The organism is Methylobacterium sp. WL116 (genome assembly GCF_008039455.1).
GTDB lineage: Bacteria > Pseudomonadota > Alphaproteobacteria > Rhizobiales > Beijerinckiaceae > Methylobacterium.
Window position 1 is genome coordinate 1 of sequence record NZ_VRUV01000042.1, and the last position, 17,366, is coordinate 17,366.

The 17,366-nt window shown below is 61.4% G+C and carries 23 protein-coding genes and 2 pseudogenes; 14 read left to right on the plus strand and 11 right to left on the minus strand.

What is annotated here, in order from left to right; translation table 11 throughout:
* The coding region (locus FV223_RS06100; RefSeq protein ID WP_147725968.1) for a DUF2252 family protein at positions 1–554 on the plus strand (554 nt) is incomplete at its 5' end.
* A gap of 187 nt (positions 555–741) precedes the next feature.
* Here FV223_RS06100 and FV223_RS06105 read toward each other — a convergent pair.
* On the minus strand, positions 742–1,656 hold the full coding sequence (locus FV223_RS06105; protein ID WP_147725969.1) for a manganese catalase family protein: 915 nt from the start codon (positions 1,654–1,656) through the stop codon (positions 742–744).
* A 160-nt stretch (positions 1,657–1,816) separates the two neighbouring features.
* Here FV223_RS06105 and FV223_RS06110 point away from each other — a divergent pair, with 160 nt between their 5' ends.
* The 7 genes and pseudogenes from FV223_RS06110 to FV223_RS06150 all read left to right on the plus strand — a co-directional run bounded on the left by FV223_RS06110 (position 1,817) and on the right by FV223_RS06150 (position 7,260).
* Complete coding sequence (locus FV223_RS06110) at positions 1,817–2,218, plus strand: STAS/SEC14 domain-containing protein (protein ID WP_187275410.1); 402 nt, start codon at positions 1,817–1,819, stop codon at positions 2,216–2,218.
* 56 nt (positions 2,219–2,274) lie between these two features.
* Positions 2,275–2,610, plus strand: a complete 336-nt coding sequence (locus FV223_RS06115; protein WP_246689617.1) for a hypothetical protein — start codon at positions 2,275–2,277, stop codon at positions 2,608–2,610.
* 824 nt (positions 2,611–3,434) lie between these two features.
* Positions 3,435–3,734 (plus strand): hypothetical protein, encoded by a 300-nt coding sequence (locus FV223_RS06130; protein WP_147725971.1) that lies wholly within the window; start codon positions 3,435–3,437, stop codon positions 3,732–3,734.
* A 63-nt stretch (positions 3,735–3,797) separates the two neighbouring features.
* Positions 3,798–4,762 (plus strand): annotated as a pseudogene (locus tag FV223_RS06135) (IS481 family transposase).
* 64 nt (positions 4,763–4,826) lie between these two features.
* Positions 4,827–5,126 (plus strand): hypothetical protein, encoded by a 300-nt coding sequence (locus tag FV223_RS06140; RefSeq protein ID WP_147725972.1) that lies wholly within the window; start codon positions 4,827–4,829, stop codon positions 5,124–5,126.
* Positions 5,127–5,494: 368 nt separating this feature from the next.
* Complete coding sequence (locus tag FV223_RS32375; RefSeq protein WP_348642521.1) at positions 5,495–6,523, plus strand: methyl-accepting chemotaxis protein; 1,029 nt, start codon at positions 5,495–5,497, stop codon at positions 6,521–6,523.
* A 371-nt stretch (positions 6,524–6,894) separates the two neighbouring features.
* Entirely contained in the window at positions 6,895–7,260 is a 366-nt protein-coding gene (locus tag FV223_RS06150) for a hypothetical protein (RefSeq protein ID WP_147725974.1), read from the plus strand.
* Positions 7,261–7,537: 277 nt separating this feature from the next.
* On the opposite strand, the gene FV223_RS32545 is transcribed toward FV223_RS06150, so the two are convergent.
* The 7 genes and pseudogenes from FV223_RS32545 to FV223_RS06185 all read right to left on the minus strand — a co-directional run bounded on the left by FV223_RS32545 (position 7,538) and on the right by FV223_RS06185 (position 10,490).
* Positions 7,538–7,981 (minus strand): Rmf/CrpP family protein, encoded by a 444-nt coding sequence (locus tag FV223_RS32545; protein WP_348643790.1) that lies wholly within the window; start codon positions 7,979–7,981, stop codon positions 7,538–7,540.
* Positions 7,982–8,039: 58 nt separating this feature from the next.
* Entirely contained in the window at positions 8,040–8,288 is a 249-nt protein-coding gene (locus FV223_RS06160; RefSeq protein ID WP_147725976.1) for a hypothetical protein, read from the minus strand.
* A gap of 176 nt (positions 8,289–8,464) precedes the next feature.
* Positions 8,465–8,971: a DUF305 domain-containing protein gene (locus FV223_RS06165; RefSeq protein WP_147725977.1), complete on the minus strand. Its 507-nt coding sequence runs from the start codon at positions 8,969–8,971 to the stop codon at positions 8,465–8,467.
* A 183-nt stretch (positions 8,972–9,154) separates the two neighbouring features.
* Positions 9,155–9,457, minus strand: a complete 303-nt coding sequence (locus tag FV223_RS06170; RefSeq protein ID WP_147725978.1) for a hypothetical protein — start codon at positions 9,455–9,457, stop codon at positions 9,155–9,157.
* Positions 9,454–9,633, minus strand: a complete 180-nt coding sequence (locus FV223_RS06175; RefSeq protein WP_147725979.1) for a hypothetical protein — start codon at positions 9,631–9,633, stop codon at positions 9,454–9,456. Before FV223_RS06175 ends, FV223_RS06170 begins: the two co-directional genes overlap by 4 nt.
* Positions 9,630–9,923, minus strand: a pseudogene (locus tag FV223_RS06180) (HU family DNA-binding protein). The gene FV223_RS06175 and the pseudogene FV223_RS06180 overlap by 4 nt, the downstream one beginning before the upstream one ends.
* A 30-nt stretch (positions 9,924–9,953) precedes the next feature.
* Positions 9,954–10,490 carry a DUF2059 domain-containing protein gene (locus tag FV223_RS06185; protein ID WP_246686667.1) on the minus strand — a complete coding sequence of 179 codons (537 nt, stop codon included), beginning with the start codon at positions 10,488–10,490 and terminating at the stop codon, positions 9,954–9,956.
* Between the two features lie 438 nt (positions 10,491–10,928).
* Here FV223_RS06185 and FV223_RS31570 point away from each other — a divergent pair, with 438 nt between their 5' ends.
* Together FV223_RS31570 and FV223_RS06200 are read left to right on the plus strand one after the other, a co-directional pair.
* Positions 10,929–11,666, plus strand: coding sequence for a helix-turn-helix domain-containing protein (locus FV223_RS31570; RefSeq protein ID WP_147725980.1), 738 nt, complete (start codon positions 10,929–10,931; stop codon positions 11,664–11,666).
* A gap of 453 nt (positions 11,667–12,119) precedes the next feature.
* Positions 12,120–12,608, plus strand: a complete 489-nt coding sequence (locus tag FV223_RS06200; protein WP_147725982.1) for a hypothetical protein — start codon at positions 12,120–12,122, stop codon at positions 12,606–12,608.
* A gap of 237 nt (positions 12,609–12,845) precedes the next feature.
* On the opposite strand, the gene FV223_RS06205 is transcribed toward FV223_RS06200, so the two are convergent.
* On the minus strand, positions 12,846–13,073 hold the full coding sequence (locus FV223_RS06205) for a hypothetical protein (RefSeq protein ID WP_147725983.1): 228 nt from the start codon (positions 13,071–13,073) through the stop codon (positions 12,846–12,848).
* 292 nt (positions 13,074–13,365) lie between these two features.
* On the opposite strand from FV223_RS06205, the gene FV223_RS06210 reads away from it, so the two are divergent.
* The 3 genes from FV223_RS06210 (at position 13,366) to FV223_RS06220 (ending at position 14,601) form a co-directional block, all read left to right on the plus strand.
* Positions 13,366–13,935 carry a ferritin-like domain-containing protein gene (locus FV223_RS06210; RefSeq protein ID WP_147725984.1) on the plus strand — a complete coding sequence of 190 codons (570 nt, stop codon included), beginning with the start codon at positions 13,366–13,368 and terminating at the stop codon, positions 13,933–13,935.
* A gap of 11 nt (positions 13,936–13,946) precedes the next feature.
* On the plus strand, positions 13,947–14,183 hold the full coding sequence (locus FV223_RS06215; RefSeq protein WP_147725985.1) for a DUF2171 domain-containing protein: 237 nt from the start codon (positions 13,947–13,949) through the stop codon (positions 14,181–14,183).
* Positions 14,184–14,376: 193 nt separating this feature from the next.
* Entirely contained in the window at positions 14,377–14,601 is a 225-nt protein-coding gene (locus FV223_RS06220) for a hypothetical protein (protein ID WP_147725986.1), read from the plus strand.
* Positions 14,602–15,531: 930 nt separating this feature from the next.
* Here FV223_RS06220 and FV223_RS06225 read toward each other — a convergent pair.
* On the minus strand, positions 15,532–15,714 hold the full coding sequence (locus FV223_RS06225; RefSeq protein WP_147725987.1) for a hypothetical protein: 183 nt from the start codon (positions 15,712–15,714) through the stop codon (positions 15,532–15,534).
* A 64-nt stretch (positions 15,715–15,778) separates the two neighbouring features.
* Positions 15,779–15,943: a hypothetical protein gene (locus FV223_RS30145; protein WP_187274943.1), complete on the minus strand. Its 165-nt coding sequence runs from the start codon at positions 15,941–15,943 to the stop codon at positions 15,779–15,781.
* Positions 15,944–16,427: 484 nt separating this feature from the next.
* Between FV223_RS30145 and FV223_RS06230 the strand changes: the two genes are divergently transcribed.
* Complete coding sequence (locus FV223_RS06230) at positions 16,428–16,790, plus strand: hypothetical protein (RefSeq protein WP_147725988.1); 363 nt, start codon at positions 16,428–16,430, stop codon at positions 16,788–16,790.
* Positions 16,791–17,366 lie beyond the last annotated feature (576 nt).

The following is a 17,366-nucleotide window of genomic DNA, read 5'->3' on the forward strand; positions in this document are numbered from 1 at the left end:
TCGACGTCGCCCACCGCGTCGTCGGGGTCGGCAGCGTCGGGACCCGCGCCTACGTGGCGCTGCTCTGCGGCAACTCGGACCAGGACGTGCTCTTCCTGCAGGTGAAGGAGGCGGTGCGCCCGGCCCATGCCCCCTACCTGCCCGGCATGCCGGAGCCCTATGCCAGCCACGAGGGCGAGCGGGTGATTTACGGCCAGCGCCTGCTCCAGGGCGTCGGCGACCCGCTGCTCGGCTGGACCACGATCGCCGACCGCCCGTTCTACGTGCGGCAGATGAAGAACATGAAGGGCGAGATCCCGGTCTCTCGCATGACAGGTCGATCTCTCCTCTACTTTTGCCACGCCTATGGGGCTCTGTTGGCCAAGGCTCATGCGCGGACAGGGGATGCCGCAGCAATTACAGGCTACTGCGGGCATGATGGCCGTGTTGACCTACGGGAAGCCGTAGCTGATTGGTCTGCTGCCTACGGCAATCGAAACGCTGAGGACTATAAAACTTTTCAGGACGCCATTGCATCGAGACGGCTTGAGGCAGCGGACGACCCGCATCTTTGATGTTTCTTGAGCTTAGATATGCGCGCTACGTTGATGAAAGTGCAGCGATTTATGATCGCGGATCTATCTGCTGATTAAGTACAAGCCATTCATGCCCTTTTTGCAGGAGGCCGCACAGACGAAGGGCCAGCAAGAGTGAACGTGTGTTGCCCAGCGTGATCTACACCACGCTGGGCGGTTCGTAGGCTCAGCGGCCCTTCTGGTAGAGCTTGCTCGCGATCTCGAAGATTTCCTCAGGGGCGTAATCCGGCGCGAAGGCGCCGTAGTTGCCGTCGAGTTCCGGGATCTTGCCGCCCTCAGGCGCTCCGTCAACGACTTCGAGGTTGCCCGGCGGGTCGCCCGGCAGCGCGACCTCGTCGTTCGACCAGACCCCCGCGGCCTCGGCGTAGTCGTCCGGGCTGAAGGTGTAGAGCCGGCGGTGTTTGCCCTCGTCGAGGTACTTCTGACACTCAGGGATGCGAGAGAGGTCGATATTCGGGGTTGGGAGCATCTTCTCAAGCTCGACGCCAGTCAGCTTCTTGATCGCCAGGGCGTAGGCGTGGGCGTGCAGCGACCCACGCACTAGCAGGTAGCCGCAGACCTCGCGGCCCGTCGGCTCGGTCATCGTCTCATAGACGCGCAGCTTGTGGATGCGGGCACCGCATTCCAAGTGGAAGTTGTGCAGTAGGTCGATGATCAAGTTTCCGGTCGTGGTGACCATATTCATGTTCCACGAAGCAGCGTTCGCGTTCATCGGCATCGCGCCACCGCCGTTCGACAGGAAGCTGCCGGCCAGCCGCACGTCCTTCATATCAGCGAAGGGTGCCTTGGATATGTCCACGTCTTTCGTCGGATTGCCCGGACCATTGTTCAGCATTGAGATGCCGGTCGAGACCAGCTCAACGTGCCCGAGTTCTTCGGCAAAAATGCTCGATACGAGGCTGTAGAATGGCCGTAGCTTGGTCTTGTTGCGGAAGTTGAAGCTCTGGAACATGTAGTTCCCGAGTGTGGACATCTCACCGTACTTGCCGCCGAGCAGTTCCTGTAGGGCGGCCGCTGCGTTCGGCTCGGGCTTCTTCGCCTCCGGCAGATCGGTCAGCAGCTTGTCGATCTTCATGAACATGGTGGCTGGTTCCCTTGCCGTATGATGGCTGAGGGCTACTTCCCGCGTCCCCGAACGTTCCACAACCCGTGCCAGGGGCGTGGTCTCATCGTTCTGGATCAAAATGGGTCATCGTGCCGTTCCATCCGTTTGCAGGCCGCGTCGAACCTGGGAGGAACGCATGAACGCAGCACCGGACGGCTCAGTCATCCAGCGTGAGGCACCGCGTCCCGACCTTCTCGCCTTTGAGATCAAGGATAAGATCACCAAGCCCGACATCGAGTGGATGTCCTCCGTGACCGATGCAGCCATGCAGGCGCACGGGAAGATCGACATGCTCATCATCATGTCGAACTACGAAGGCTCGGATCTGGGAGCGACCTTCGACGGCTATGCGGCGAGCGTGAAGGCACGCTCAGTGGCGCATATCCAGCGCTACGTCGTCGTCGGTGCACCGACCATGGCGAAGGCGATGATCAACCTCTCGGGGATGATCATGCCGGTGGAGACTAAGACCTTCGACCTTGAGGACGAGCCGGCCGCGTGGGCTTGGCTCGCGCAGGCTCAAACCGCTGCATCCTGATACGCACGAGGTCGTTGGATCGGCGTAGAGGAACCGGCGCCCGACGGCGGTCTTGAATGGAGCAAGCGCTCCCCGAGCGCAACCATGGGGCATCTGGTGTGGTTCTCGCCTCAGACCCGGATCACCGGGTGTCTCGGGAGAACCTGATGTTGGTACGTTTTGGGATCGGCATCGTGCTTGCCGCGTTCGCAGCGAGCACGACCATGGCCGCTCCGGTGTCCCCCGAGGATAAGGCCGCCATGCAGCTGCTCTGCGCTGGCGATTTCGCGACCTTATGCACCGGTTTGCCGCCTGAGGACGGCCCTGAGACGCGTGCCTGCTTCAACAGGAACATGTCCAAGCTCTCGCCTGGATGCCGGAACGCCATCGACACTTACCAGAAGAAGGGCTGAGGGCGCTGCATTAGCGAACGCCTTGCCGAGGCGTCGGGGGTATCGCTTCCGACGATTAAACGTCTGGAAGCTGCGCCCGGCGCTCTATCGGCCCATGGCCCTACGATCGCAGCTATCCAGCGCGCGTTCGAAGGTAAGGGTCTAGAGTTCATTACCGAGAACGGCGGGGGCGCTGGCATCCGCTTCCGGGAGCGGAAGGATGGGACGCGAGGCGAGCATTGAGAGAGCGTGGTGTGCCCCTCCCCGCCGCTCGGCTTCTGGCCCGTGCACAGGCGGCGTCCTATTGCGGCTTGTCAGTGTCAGCCTTCGGAACTCGGTGTTTGGTTGATCCAATTGATTTTGGCGACAAGCGCCTGGAGCGATTTGACCGTCAGGATCTAGACGGGTGGATTGACGCTCTCGAAGCTCCTACGTCTGGAGTGAAGAGCGTTGCTGAGGCGCTGGCGGAGTGGAGACGGACCAACAGCGTTCCGCGTTCTCCGCTAGACGGCCGGAACTGTCAGCCGAAGAACGGGGTCGGCGCCGGCATCCGGTTCCGGGAGCGGAGGGCACCGTGAGGGGACCAGCCCGGAAGGACAAGCTAATTCCGAGCCTGCACTACACCCTGACCCTTCTGACCCAAGGGCCGCGGTTCTACAGCACCTCGATGCACAGGCTCGTTCAGCTCGAAAAGCGTGGGTACGCGGTGTTAACTGGGGCCACTGCCGCTGATGGGTCGCGGGAGTGGGAGATCACTGAAGCCGGTCGCATCGCATTGCAGGCCTGTACCGAGAATGATGCTCTATGATTGGTAGGACCGCTACCCGGCTTTGGGATCGTGAGACATGACCTCCTCGCCTGAGCGCCTATCTGAGGTCTCCCGCCTCGCCGGCCTCCTCGCCGATCAGGTGCTGGACGCACAAATCATGAGTCGGCCAATTCTTGACCAGCATATCCGAGCGCTTTTGGATGCCGCTCTCCTGCTCGACGAGCACAGCATCCCGCTACCGGCCTTACTGATGCAGATCGTTCACGAGATCGACAAAGACACAGGCCGGATGGCGGCTGCAGAGGAGGTCGAGCAAGCTGAGGTGAAGGGGATGGCCTGGCTGCTTCGACCCTTCCAAGGGCGGAAAGAACCCTAGCTGTGCAGTCCCGAGGTGTGGTGGCATCAGTTTCGCTGAGGTCGCTGCATTCCGGGAGGCGTTATGGGACAGGTTCTTCACGACTGCGCCACGACCACGCACGCGGTCAGAGCAGCGCTACAGCGATCAAAAGCTCCGCTCAAAGATCTTGCCGCCCAGCACGGACTGAACCCCAAGACAGTCGCGAAGTGGCGTAAGCGAGCCTTCGTTCATGACGCGGCGATGGGACGAAGACGCCGCACTCTACCGTGCTCACGACCGAGGAAGAGGCGGTGATCGTCGCCTTCCGCCGGCACACCCTCTTGCCGCTCGACGACTGCCTCTACGCGCTGCAGGCCACCATCCCGCACCTGACCCGCTCGTCGCTGCATCGCTGCCTGCAACGCCATGGAATCAGCCGGTTACCCGAGGTCGGCGGCGATAAGCCCGGCAAGCAAGCGTTCAAGGGCTACCCGATCGGCTTCTTCCACATCGACATCGCGGAGGTCCGCACCGGCGAAGGCAAGCTGTACCTCTGGGTGGCCATCGACAGGACGTCCAAATACGCCTTTGCCCAGCTGCACGAACGCGCTGATCGACCCGTGGCCTGCGCTTTCCTGGAGGCACTCATCGAGGCCTGTCCTTACCGCCTGCACATCATCCTGACCGACAACGGCATCCAGTTCGCCGAGCTGCCCAAGAACCGTCGCGGCCCGACCGCCCCGTACCGCGTCAACCACTTCGACCAGATCTGCCGGGCACACGACATCGAGCATCGGCTCACCAAGCCAAACCACCCGTGGACCAATGGCCAGGTCGAGCGCATGAACCGGACCCTCAAGGAGGCGACGGTCAAGCGCTACCATTACGACACCCACGATCAGCTGCGGGAACACCTCGCCGCCTTCCTGGATGCCTACAACTTCGCTCGGCGGCTCAAGACCCTACGCGGCCTCACTCCGTATGAAGCGATCTGCCGGGCCTGGGCAGACAATCCAGACCGCTTCAGATACGATCCAACCCATCTCACCTCGGGACTGCACAGCTAGTGGCGCAGGTCCGGAACCATCGTGCTGAGATGGGCTTCCTTCCGGCAATACGATCGGAGGAAACATGACCAAGCTTGCAACCCTTTCAGGCGCAGCCGCCATTCTGATGCTGACGGCCGGCGCCTCCTTCGCCGCCCCGTGCGCAGTGGGAACCACCACCAACATGGAAGGCAAGTCGTCCTCGGCCGACAAGAGCTCGATGACCGACGGCACCACGACTGCCAAGACGACCCCCGGCGCCAAGGCCGAGTCTCCCGGAACGGTTGGCGCGCTGAACAACGTTGGCGCCGGCACCAAGCCTGTGAATGGTGAAAAGAAGCCCGCTGAGGGTCAGGTGGTGAAGCCGGGCAGCAACGACTGCTGAAGCTCCGGCCAGACACCAACGCCGCAATTTGATGGCCCTGCAGGTTTTGGCTTGCGGGGCCATTTTCATGAACCGCCCCCGATATGATTCTCAAAAATGGGGCCCGACACTGGTTCCGGGAATGGAAGGGGTCAACCTTAGAAGGCTAAGCAAACCTCTATCAATTCACAGCTATCACCTCCTGCCGACGATCCAATAACGCCAACGCGATAACGCGCCCAAACCTGTTTTCGATTGTCAGAACTTATTAACCATAGCCCTGCATTCTAAATGCAGCCGCGAAAGTTGATAATCCGATGAACACGCATCCTAAAGTTGTAGGATCTGGTCCGACGACAGGTGGCGTCTCGGCTAGTCTCGATCCCACATTGGCAGCGATTGCGAGCCTCACTTCCGAGGTCAATCAGATCGCCGGCGACAAGACGCGCCGGATCCAGCAGATCACCGCGCAGGTTAGGATCCTCGCGCTCAACGCGCTCATCGAGGCTGCACGTGCTGGTGAACAAGGACGGGGCTTTTCCGTCGTTGCGCAGGAAGTTCGGTCAATTGGGGCTGAGATCGATGGTGTGGCTCGTGAACTCGAGGCTCACTTGTCGGGGCGGATCGGCATGCTGCAGGAGGCCGTCGAAGGTATGGCGCAGAAGGCCGAGGCCGAGCGCCTAACCGACCTGGCTTTGAACGCCGTCGAACTGATCGACCGGAACCTCTATGAGCGGACCTGCGACGTGCGCTGGTGGGCGACCGATGCCGCCGTCGTCGATTGCGCGGCAAGCCCGGGTGAGGCATCCGCCGCCTACGCCTGCGAACGCCTGGGCGTCATCCTGTCAGCCTATACCGTCTACCTCGATCTCTGGCTTTGCGACCGGAACGGCGTCGTCATCGCTAATGGCAGACCCGATCGATACCCGGGTGTGTGCGGTCAGAGCGTAGCCGGCGAGCCTTGGTTTCAGAACGCCATCGCGCTGCGCAGTGGTGACGACTACGTCAGCGCGAACGTACGCCGTGAGAACCGCCTCGGTGGGGCTCAGGTCGCCACCTACGCGGCCGGCGTGCGTGAAGGCGGCCGAGCGCATGGGCCGGTGCTTGGCGTGCTCGGCATCCACTTCGACTGGGAGCCCCAGGCCCGTGCAATCGTGGAAGGGGTGCGCGTCGCTCCGGCGGACCGTGCAAGAACCCGCGTCCTGCTCGTCGATACCAACCGCCGTGTCCTTGCAGCGTCTGACGGCCAAGGTGTCCTCACCGAAGTGCTACCGCTGGATCTGAAGGGCCAAACCAACGGAATTGTCCGAGACAGCCAGACGGGCACCGTTACAGCTTTCCACCGGACGCCAGGTTATGAGACCTACCTTGGCCTAGGCTGGTACGGCATGATCGTTCAGCGAAAGGCGGAGCGTTAGCCCGTTTGGTTGTCAGCAAGCATGCACTCTGAAATCGCTCCAGAAAGGACTGGACGCGACCTGTCCGGTTCATATCCGGAGCAGCCGGCGATGGCCGCCAAAAAATCGAAACTCCTTCGCCTTATCCCGGGTACGCCGGCAATGGGCTTTACGATCCTGAGACAGGCGCTTACCTCACGCTGGATGATCTCAGGCGCTTAGAGCTGTAAAGCTGCAAGGTTTCCGTGCGAGACACTGAAACCGGTCAGTACATCACCGACGAATTAATCTCGGCTGGTGCCTCGCACTGATTTCTAGGGCAGCGGTAGGGTTCGACATCTTTCGTTAACCGCCTGCCGTCACCGTGCTCGCATCTAGCCGCAGGTGCCGTCGTGAACCGAGCGTACCCGATCACCATCGATGATCCGGCTGCAGACTGCCCCGTCGCCTCAGAGGTGCAGGGGTGGATCATCGCGTCCGAAGCCAAGATGCTGCCCAGCCTCTTGGAAGGCATCCGCGAGGCGACCCGCGCGCGGGTTGCGGTCTACCTCTACAGCCGCAGTCATACCCACGAGCTTGGTATCCGCATCGCTGCGGCTTGTGAGCGGCAGATGCTGCAACGCTTGCCGGGCCTTGTCGGGGATGCACTCCACGACCTTTCGCGGAAACCCTACGCTGCAGCCTCGTTCGCCACGCGCCCGGTGTCGTCGAAAGGGATCAGCTTGGGTGGGTCGTATCAAGCGGGTACGCAGGCTTAATGCCCCATTGGTAAAGGCACAGCCCTGAAGCACAATCGTCCGAACACAATTATACTAGTCTAAGAGCGTCTTTCACACCCAGGCTGGGTCAATCTCTCGATTTTCGTTAGCGGCTTCCAGCGCCCTAGCTGCGAAGCAGGAACGTACTGCCCGATGGAATGCTTCTTGCTCAGCAGGCGATAGATATCTCAGATTAGACATTAGGAGTACCCTGCCTGCAATTGCATCAGGATGCTGCGCGGACTGAGCTTCTAAGACCATGATTATTTGGGTTTCTCTACGGCGCCCGGATCGCTGACCCCAGATGCCAATCGGGAGCATCATCGCGTGGCGTACCGTCATAGCCTTCCAGCCAGGATACGCGCTCCTCGCTGTTATGAGGATAGGGGCAAGCATCCTTCGGCCTGCCATGGATACGAGCCTGCGCGCCCTCTTCGACTGGGTCAGAGTAAAAATTCAGATGCCGGGTCTGGGCCATGGCGATGACTCCGCGCTGAAGATCTGCTGGGTTAACCACGCCAAAACGAACACGATCCCGCGGCATAAGAAGCGATCGGATTTGTCTTGGGACTGACCGGTGGTGGATCGTTGATTCGCTGGTAACAGACCGGAGGCACCGTGCAGGCAAGCCGGGCTCAGGACCGATTCGCTCGTGAGATGCACGAAGCACCCGTCGCCCCGTGATCAGATCGGGGACGGGCCTACCTCTAGCGGGGTTCATCCGCGGGGAACTCGTCAGATCAGCCCGCTCGGCTTCGGCCGCGGCGGGTTTTTCTGACTTATGGAACAAATACACCAAGGGCGTTGGTAGTGAGTTTGAAGTCGAGCCGGAAAAGTTCCTCGCTCGCTTGGTTCGTGACTGACATCAGCCACGGCCTGCCATCGCGCTGCCGATCAGCGTCGGCTTCTAACAAGGCCCCAGCGATCGTTACAGCCTGCCGACGGGCCGCTCCAATATCTGCGAGGAACATGCCCTCATGGTCCGAGGTGCGGGCGCCATCATCGACATTGAAGTGGTAGTGAGGCATCGCACGCTCCGCGAGAATAGGCAGGAGCGTAAAGCGCTCGCAGCCGCCAGCGCCCAGAAACGGCTGGCGATATAGAGTAAAGGGCGCGCAAGCCCAACTGTTCCCATGGCTTTATGTAACAAAAAACAATATGACGCAAGCGTATGGCGATCCCGGTGAATTGTGGACGCTGATTGCTATTGAACGCCGGACCCCGGTACCCAAGTGGCTCCCGCAGCCTCGGTACGAGTACCAGCCTCCGGCGACAGGCTTCGAAACGAGTTCGGGCCAATGATGTGGGTCGGGCCGCGGCTGGAGGCGGTCGCCACGCCATGGCTTTGAAGCCATCCCTGCATTTGTACAATCTCGCGCTGCTGTTCCACGATGATCGACTCGGCGAGCTGACGGCTCCAGGGATCCTTTGCGCGGCGCATCGCGACCTTTGCCATATCGATTGCGCCTTGATGGTGGGGGATCATCTGCAGGCGGAAATCCACATCGGCGTCACCCGTGTAGGGTACAGCCATATTCTTCATCATCTGCTCATGTGACGCTTTGAACTCTCGCGTAGCAGGCGTGTCAGCGGCGTTGCCCTTGCCAGCGCGATCCATCTGCATGTGCATAGGGTGATGGCTTTGGGCTATCGCGTTTCCGGCCATTGCCGTCGCGAACGCCGCCCCTGCCAACCAAACGATGTGCCGCATACCTATCTCCCCCGTGCGAACTTAACCTATACAAATCAGGCCTAAGCGTTCCAACGATGGGAAGGTCAAGGCAGAAGCAGGTCGGATCGGTGCAGGTGATGCCATGGGTCTCGCCGGATGTGGGCCGGCGGGGATAGGGGCCCGGGCCGGAGGGCCCAACGCGGCTGACAGCCGCCGGCTGCGCTACTCTACCGACCGCAGCTTCGGCCCGGCGCCGGTGTGTGCACCCGCTAAGTTCGGCCGCGTGCTGATCCGGTCCTTTCGTCTGCAGGCCGGGCACATCAGCCGCAGCGCGACATCGGGTACCGGCAGATCGTCCGGCAGGCCGTCGAACGGCATCGCACCAGCGTGTCCGCACTCGCAGTGGATCAGCAGCCCGCGCGCGCCGTTAGCCTTGCTGTTCGCGATGGTGGCCGGCGGCTGCTCAATGCCATCGGCGTCGTACCAACGGCGCGGATTGCGCAGGTACCTAGGAACGCTGCTCACTGCATCCGCTCCGGTCCCTCAACCAAGCCGAAGAGCCGCACCAACGCGATCAGCTCGCCGTCGGTGCACTCGTGGCCGTCGACCAGCCACAGCCCGAGGTCGCCGCCGGTCGGCTCCACCGTCCGACCGATCGCACGGAGGGCTTCGACTGCTTCGTGGAAGGGGTCATCACTCACGGCACCTCCGCCTCTGGGTTGAGCCGGTCTCGCATCTCTTTACCGGTCTTGAAGACCAGCTTCGACTTCGCCTCGACAGAGAAGGGCGCGCCGGATCGCGGATTGCGCCCCACCCGCGCCTGTGCCTCCACGACGGTGAAGGAGCCGAACCCACGCAGCTCGACACGATCGCCTGCCGCGATGGCGTCTGAGAGCCGGCCTAGGATGGCATCAACCACGGCCTCGCAATCCTACGCGTAGAGTTGCGGGTTCAGCGCGGCGAGGAACTGGACGAACTCGGATCGGATCATGGCAGCGAAATCGACCTTGCCGTTGTGCCGTCAGTGCGGCTTCGCCGGTCCGGTCGATCCCCATCCGTGGGTCTGAATCGCCTTGGTCAGCTTACCCTGCATCTCGGGCATCACTGCCTGCATCCACTGCTGCGTTCCTACGAGCTGCGCTTGCGCTAGCTGGGGCTGGGCAGCGACTAGGCGCTTGCCGGTCGGGGTGGCGTAGAACGTCGCGATTACCTGCAGGTCGTCCTTGCCAAGGGCCGCAGCGAAGCCGCGGGCCTGGATATCGAGAAGCTCATCGTAGTGAGCCGTGAGGGTCGGAAGCACGACCTCCTGGACCAGGGCTTGAGCCTGATCCTGCTGCTTGACCCCAATCTGCTGCATCATGCCGACCATCGGCGTCGCCATCGCGTTCAGCAGCGCCGTCCGATCCCCCTGCATCTGCGCAACAACATCACGAGCCGCCTTCAGCGTTGCGGGATCAAGTGTAGCGGCCGGAGCGGTCGACTTGGCCGCCGGTTGGGCCATTACCATGGTAGTAACGGAAACAGCGAGGTAATAAGCGATAAGGGCTAAGCGGCGCATTAGATGATCCGATCGCGTTCGGGTGCGACGCAGCTCTGCGGCAGGACGCCGGCTCTCGTACCATGCTCGATGTCAGCTGCATCAGCTCTCAACGACGCCAGTGACGATCCACTCCGCAACGTTGACTTAACGGTGTCACCCAGCCGACATGCCATGTCCGGCTATGGCGCGCCCTGTGGCGAGTCGTGAGCCGGCTAGAACAAGGGACCAAGGCCGCGAGAAAGACCTAAGCCCAAAACGCCAACGGCCCCACCCCGGCAAGGGTGAGGCCGTCGAAATCGATGGGTCTGCGGAGACCGCTTACAACTCCCCAGACATCATAGCTCCCGCCGGGAGTCAATCGGGATCGTTTCCCGAGACGATGGTGTTTTGCCTTTTGCCGGGGACAGCTACCGCTGCGCCTCCTGCTTTGACGCGGCCCGAGCAGGGCTGTGAGCGATGAACTACGCCTATGAGATCCGCCGACAGGCGGAGGTGGCCCCGCGCGCCGCGTTGCCGGCCGTCGCTTCCGCAATGTGGAAGGCGTTCGGCGAAGGCCACCTGTCCGAAGCCGAGACCGAGGCACTGTCTGGGCTGATCGAGGCGCGGCAGGCTGATACCGGAACTCACGCCCCAAAGCCTCTAGGAACCCCCAGGCGCCGCAGCGGCTCTCGCCCGTGCACGGATGCCTCGATGGCCCGCCGACGGCGCTGGGCAGCTTCCGGGCGGCTTCCACCGGGCATTGCGGCACGGTTTACCCTAGCCGAGCAGGCGGTGCTCGCCGTGATCGCAGTGGAGGTGGCGAAGCGGGGGGACTGTCGTCTAGCCGTCGGACACATCGCCGCGATTGCGGGCGTATCCGAAACGATGGTGCGGAACGCGATCCGTGAGGCTCGAAGGCACTGCCTCCTCACCGTCGAGGAACGCCGCCTCGCTCGCTTCCGTAGCGATACCAACGTAGTCTGCATCGTGTCGCGGGAGTGGTGTGCTTGGCTGCGACTCGCCCGATCCCCCGAGCGCGGTGCCGCACCGCGTCAATCAGGGGGTGGGTGCAGATCCCCGCAGGGCACGAATACTCCTGTACCTTACCCTGTGAATTTAGAGGGCGGGAGAAGACAGAAGGGCTGCCGACAGTTGACGAATGGCGCAGGCGATAAAGCTGCGTCTGACATCCGAGAGCTAGGCAGGACCGGTTGAGCCGTGTCGTGGAAAGACGAAAATGGACGACAAATCGACCGTTGTAACGATGCAAGATGACCTGTCGGCGAAAGCCGCCGGCGCTTGGGCTCGGCGCTCGCTGCACGTGTTAGATATGCTCAAGTTGTGAAACACCCCATCTCAGCCGAGAAGCTTACAGCTCTGATCTTCGCAGCGCGATTGCTTAAAGAATACAACGCGCCATGGCCACCATTGATGAAACAGGTTTTGAATGAACTCATGTTGCATTATAAACACCGCAAGTTGTTAAAGCTGCTTTGCGTAGGGTATAAGCGGCTAGTGTGCTGTCTGAGAAACACCCTCTCCGCTTTTCATTTTGCTTCCAGAAGCCCATCGCTGAAACGTTGATTGAATGGTAGTGCGCCTAACCAAGTCGTTAACCGAAGGCCTTCGCTCAAATTAGGCCTCGAGTGCTTTTAGAGGGGTGGAGCCATGGACACGGCAACAAAATACCTTTGGCAGAGCTTGTCAGCTTTAGACGCTCCTGTTGAAGATCCTGCCCTTAAGGCAAGTCCGGCTAAAGTGGTTCGGCTTGTTGCGCCCGTTGAAGACATCAGCGGCGGATCGCTGCCGACGCCTCTCTCCTCATCAAAGGACTGGTCGAAGCTGATCGAGCGAGTTCGGCATGCGGCCAAGCACGCCCGCGAGGTCGAGGCGCAGGCTCAAGAACAGGAGCTGCGCGTCCAGGAGGTGCTCGATCGCGTCCGCGAGGATGTCCGCAACGCCGCCGAGCGCGTCCGAGTTGCTGAGGCGCGCACCGCTGAAATTCAGAGCCGTGCCGACGCCTTGCTGAAGGCGGCCGACGAGAAATTGAAGGCGGCTGAGGAACGGGCACGGACTGCGGAGGAGTGGCTCACACGCGTCTACGACACGATCGCAAGCGAGTTCACCATCGAGCCTGATGTAAAACGGACACCTTGAACCGATGCTGCGAAGCGGCTGATGACTGCTACAGTACACGCCTCTCGACGCATGTGCGCCGGCGGCGGTCGCGAACGCCGTCAGGCAGCCCGGCACAGGGAGAAGACGACGACAGGTCGATGCGGGCCAGTTCCCTGCGTCGTGCCCGTGACGCCTCGGGCCGGGTGGTCGTTTGAAGGTCGATGCTGCGGGGAACAGGAACTGCAGGCGCCGGCTTATGGCCTGCTACTTCTCTGCCTACTGCATGCGGTGCGGAGCGGCGTTTGCCATGATCCAACGCGGCGAGAGGATGTCGCCGTCCTCAGTGAGGATCCAAGGCTGTGCGTCGTCAACCTGGATGCTTTCAGCCGCTGCCGCGATGGCTTCGCGCAGGGTGGAGAACGCCTGTCCGCGTGCGGTATGAGCTAACCCGTTGGACGGCCAGACGGTCAACTCGGCACGCTTATCGAGGTCGGCGAGTACCATGCAAGTGCTCCGGTTCACTGCAGGAGCGGGGATGTCTACCGCTGCACCGTGATCGGCATGTGGCGATCCGGTTACTGAACCGTGTCGCTGCCGTCACGGGGGCGTGAGGACGGCTCCGCAGCCTTACGGCTCTTCGAACTCACCGGCGGCTTCAGCGCCGTAGCCGTTCGCTACCGGATTGTCCCAGTTCCTACACAGGCCAAAAATATCTACGGGACCCGATCCTGAATGGGGGCGTTGGCCGGCGAAATGACGCCTGATCGAGGCTCGTCGCAAACTGGAGACCCGCCACATGGCCACCAAGTCGAAGACACTGCATGATGCGTTCTACGAGACCTTGAAGGACGTCTACTACGCCGAGAAGCAGTCGGTGAAAGCGCTCAAGAAGTCGGCCAAGGCCGCCGAGCATGCCGAGCTGAAACAGGCGTTCGAGACCCACGCCGAGGAGAGTGCCAACCAGGTCGATCGCCTGCAGCAGGTGTTCGAGATCATTAGCAAGCCGGCGCGTGCCAAAACCTGCGAGGCGATGCAGGGCCTGACCTCCGAAATGGAGGAGGACCTGGAGGACTTCGGTGACACTCCGGCGGCTGATGCGGTTCTGGCTGCCTGCGCTCAGGCCGTCGAGCACTACGAGATCGCCCGTTATGGCACCCTGAAGACCTGGGCGAGCCAGCTTGGCTACGCAGACGCGGCGAAGCTCCTCGACGAGACCCTGCAGGAGGAGAAGAAGACCGACGCGCTGCTCTTGGAAATCGCCGAGAGCATCAATGTCGAGGGGTCTGAACAGCCTGATGCCGAGGAAGATGCGGAGGTGACGCAGAAGGCTGCGCCGCGCAAAACTAGCAAGGCCAAGGCAGTTTGAGGGCCGCAGCCATGGTCGACATCACGAAGATCCAGGAACACATGCCGGTCTCCGGTTCTGACGGTGGACACGTCGGCACAGTCGATCATCTCGACGGGCAGCGCATCAAACTGACCCGTACCGACCCGGAGGCGGAAGGCGTTCACCACTTCATCCATGTCGACTCGATCGACGCTGTCGAGAACGGTGAGGTGCGGTTAAACAGGACCACCGCCGAAGCCAGGGACGAGTGGGGTACTGCGGAGTAGGCCTTTGCCGTGCTCTGCAACGCGGAGTCAGGCTGATACCAAGTCGTGAGAGCCCAAGGGGGACTGGTCAGCTAAAAAGTAGGTGGCGGCCCTGCCGTGGGGTGGGATAGCAGGGCCGCCGCAGCGGATCGGGGGCGATCAGCTGGCCGCGTATGCAGCGTAGTTCAGCATCTGCCGAACAAGTTGACGAAGGATGACCGACGAGACGGCGGCGCTGATCCTGGCGCTTGCGACCGAGAACGCTGAGCTGCGCGCGGCTCTCGCCGAGGCGCAGGAACTCCTTGTCGAGACCGCCGTGGATGCCGGCGAGATGCACGCGCACGTCGAGGAATTGCAGGCCGAGTTGACCAAAATGCTTGTCGAGCGCTCCTGCAACGGCGGGAAAAACGCCGTTTGGATCAACCTCACAGGATCGTGAGACTTCAAGTTTGGAGCGAAACTTTCTCCCATTTTGATCCGTACCCGCACCACGGGCCAACGGCTTAGCTTATGCGGTTGTCCTGGGTATCTCCTCGGGCTTGTTAGATATCGGCACTCTATGTCCCTCAATCACCAACCTGGACACCCATCGCGCCGTCCGCGCCCATCCTTGGTTGTCGCCATGTGCCTCCTGCCGGTCCTACTCTGGATCGCCATCTACCTGGTCTGTGGCAAGATCGTCTGGTTCTGACGCCATTCCCTCCGATCCGCGCTGCTAGATCCTCGGACGAAGGTACTGCGCGAGAAGAAATCCGCCTTGCAGAGCGCTCAGATGAGCAAAGAGGATCAGGAACTCCAGCCAGCCGAGTCTCCATTGGATGACGCAGGTTGCGATGTACGCAGCAACGACGCACCCCGAGGCGAACAGGATTACCCATAGACGATAGTAGCACCCTGCTGCGATCCCAGCAGCGAACAGAAGCGCGGATGTGATCATTCCTTCCCAATCACATTCCCAGCGTTTCAACCTTCTTAACATAATCTCTAGAATCATTCGGTCGATGACGCGGCAGACCCTGTGCGGATCTGTCTCGGCGAATGCACCTAAGGTGTGCCGTCACCCGGCGCGCCCTTCCCGTTTTCGGCGTAGGATACCAGCGGTACCGCGAAGGCAGACAACAATGCGCAGACGCGGACAGCCCGATAGAATCCGCGACGCGTTTATCGTGGCTGGAGGTGCCATCATTGGCGCAGCCATGGTGGTCGAGATCCAGTTCCTAATGCCGCAGAACCCTCTGGCTGCCACGTTGATTGTGATTGGCGCTGCCCTGATGGCGACCGCTGCTACGCTGCACTTCTCGCGTTGGTGACCCGTACCTATGACCCGCTGAGGCCTGACAACAGCACCCGGCGGGTACCCTGCCGAAGGCTATCGCCGCTGCTTGTCCGCTTCCTCACCGGCGACCGCTTCCACCGCCGCGATTGCGTTCTCCAACTCCGCAATCCGCTTCAGGGTGCTATCCGCGGGCATCGTGTCGTACTGAGCGGCGTCCATGATGAGGTCGCGCTGGCGGATCTTGAGGCGGTCCAGGAGGGCTTCGAGCTTGTCCATGGCGCCCTCTAGCGAGAGCATTCGGTCTCGACAACCGCTATAGGAACCTTTGAGGCTGAAAGAGCTAGCTCGGCTGCTCTTCGGTCTCTTCGATCGCCGCCTCGTCGTCCATCTGCGGTGCCGGCGCGGGGCTCGGCGGTGGATCGCCTTCGGGCTCCTGCGGTGCAGGCGATGGGTCTCCGATCGGCGCCGGATCGTCGCCAGGCTGCGGGGTGTCAGCGTCGATCATCGTATCGCTCCTATGACGTTTCCCGGGAAGCAAAGTCCCGATGATCAACCACGTTCCAGTTGTTTTTTAGAACCCGCGCTTGATGCTCAGCCGAGTGGATGAACTCGATGCGTCATGGGGGGGGTCAGGCTTTTTCCGCCGGAGGTCGGACGATCTGAGCCTCCCGGTCGGGCCGGCACGGGCAGCAACATCCAATGCGTGTAGTCATTCCATGACCATCCCCGATCATCCTCTGGGTGAACTCTCTCGCCGCGGATGTCGGCGCGGATGATGTGCATTTCGAATTTTGCGGCTGAACCCTGACCGATCCATAGGCCTGCAACGAACCGTTGCCCGTCCCGTGGTGCGGTCTTCATACCTTGCCAGCTCACGACTTTCTCCGGTTTGCCTTGGTTCGACGGACCAACGAGTTATTGAAGGCGAAGGTCCGCCATGTTTCCGGCAGCAATCTCGACATGCGCACTCAATCGGCTATTTTCCTCCAATGCGTTATGTCCTCGCCGCCTTCGCCACGATCCTGACGGCCGGCGTTTGCACGGCCGCGCCAACCGACGACGGGCAGCGAGCCGAGAAGATCGACGGGCTGGTGCGCATCGTCGGCGCACAGGCTGGCATCGTCCTCCACTGCCGGCAGTTCTATGCGATCGACGACAAGGTGTCGGACGGTTTATCTAGCACCGTACGGCCTACACTCGATCAAAGCCTTGGGCAGAAGCAGGCTCAGACCGCTGTCGACGATGAGGGCAAGCGCCTTGCACAGGAAATCGCGGAGGTCGGCCCCGAGCGCTGGTGTGCCGACCAGCGGAGCATCCTGAACACCGAGGGCGTCCGCGTTTTTCTGGACTGATCGGCCGCCCTGGTTGTGACTTGAACGGCTCGAAATGCCCAGGCGAGAAGCTGGCTCGCATGTCAGAGCGGTGCATGACCCAGCCAGTCCCAAGCCCATGCGAAGTGAAGGTCAACGGGCAATGGCTCGTAGTCAGTCTCGCCGAAGCCTCAATCAGGTTCGTCGCTTCCGAGAAGCGGTGCCCGGCTTGTCATGGCCGCGTGGCAATCCCCGGCACGTTCACTTCGAGGGCAAAGCGAAAGCTTGACCATCGTCGTAATCATGCCGGCTGCCCGCTGCTAGCGAAGATCTACTGCGGCACCCCATCGCCGCATCCGAACGCGGTCGAGTAGGCGAGTGAGCCTTCATGGCTCCGGTGCGCTATCGACCCGAGCGTCGGAACAAGTTGCGCCGAAAAGACCTGAGCTTGCGGTGCAAGTCCGAACGGTCTGCGCTTTGACCGACCGCTTACAAAGCCCGGCAACAATCCGAGCTTTGCTGATCACATGGAAAGAAGCCGCTTAGGCGATTTATGCTCACAGAGACAGGCGCCGTGGATAGGGCGCACAATCTAACGATCAGTCAGATAAAAGTAGA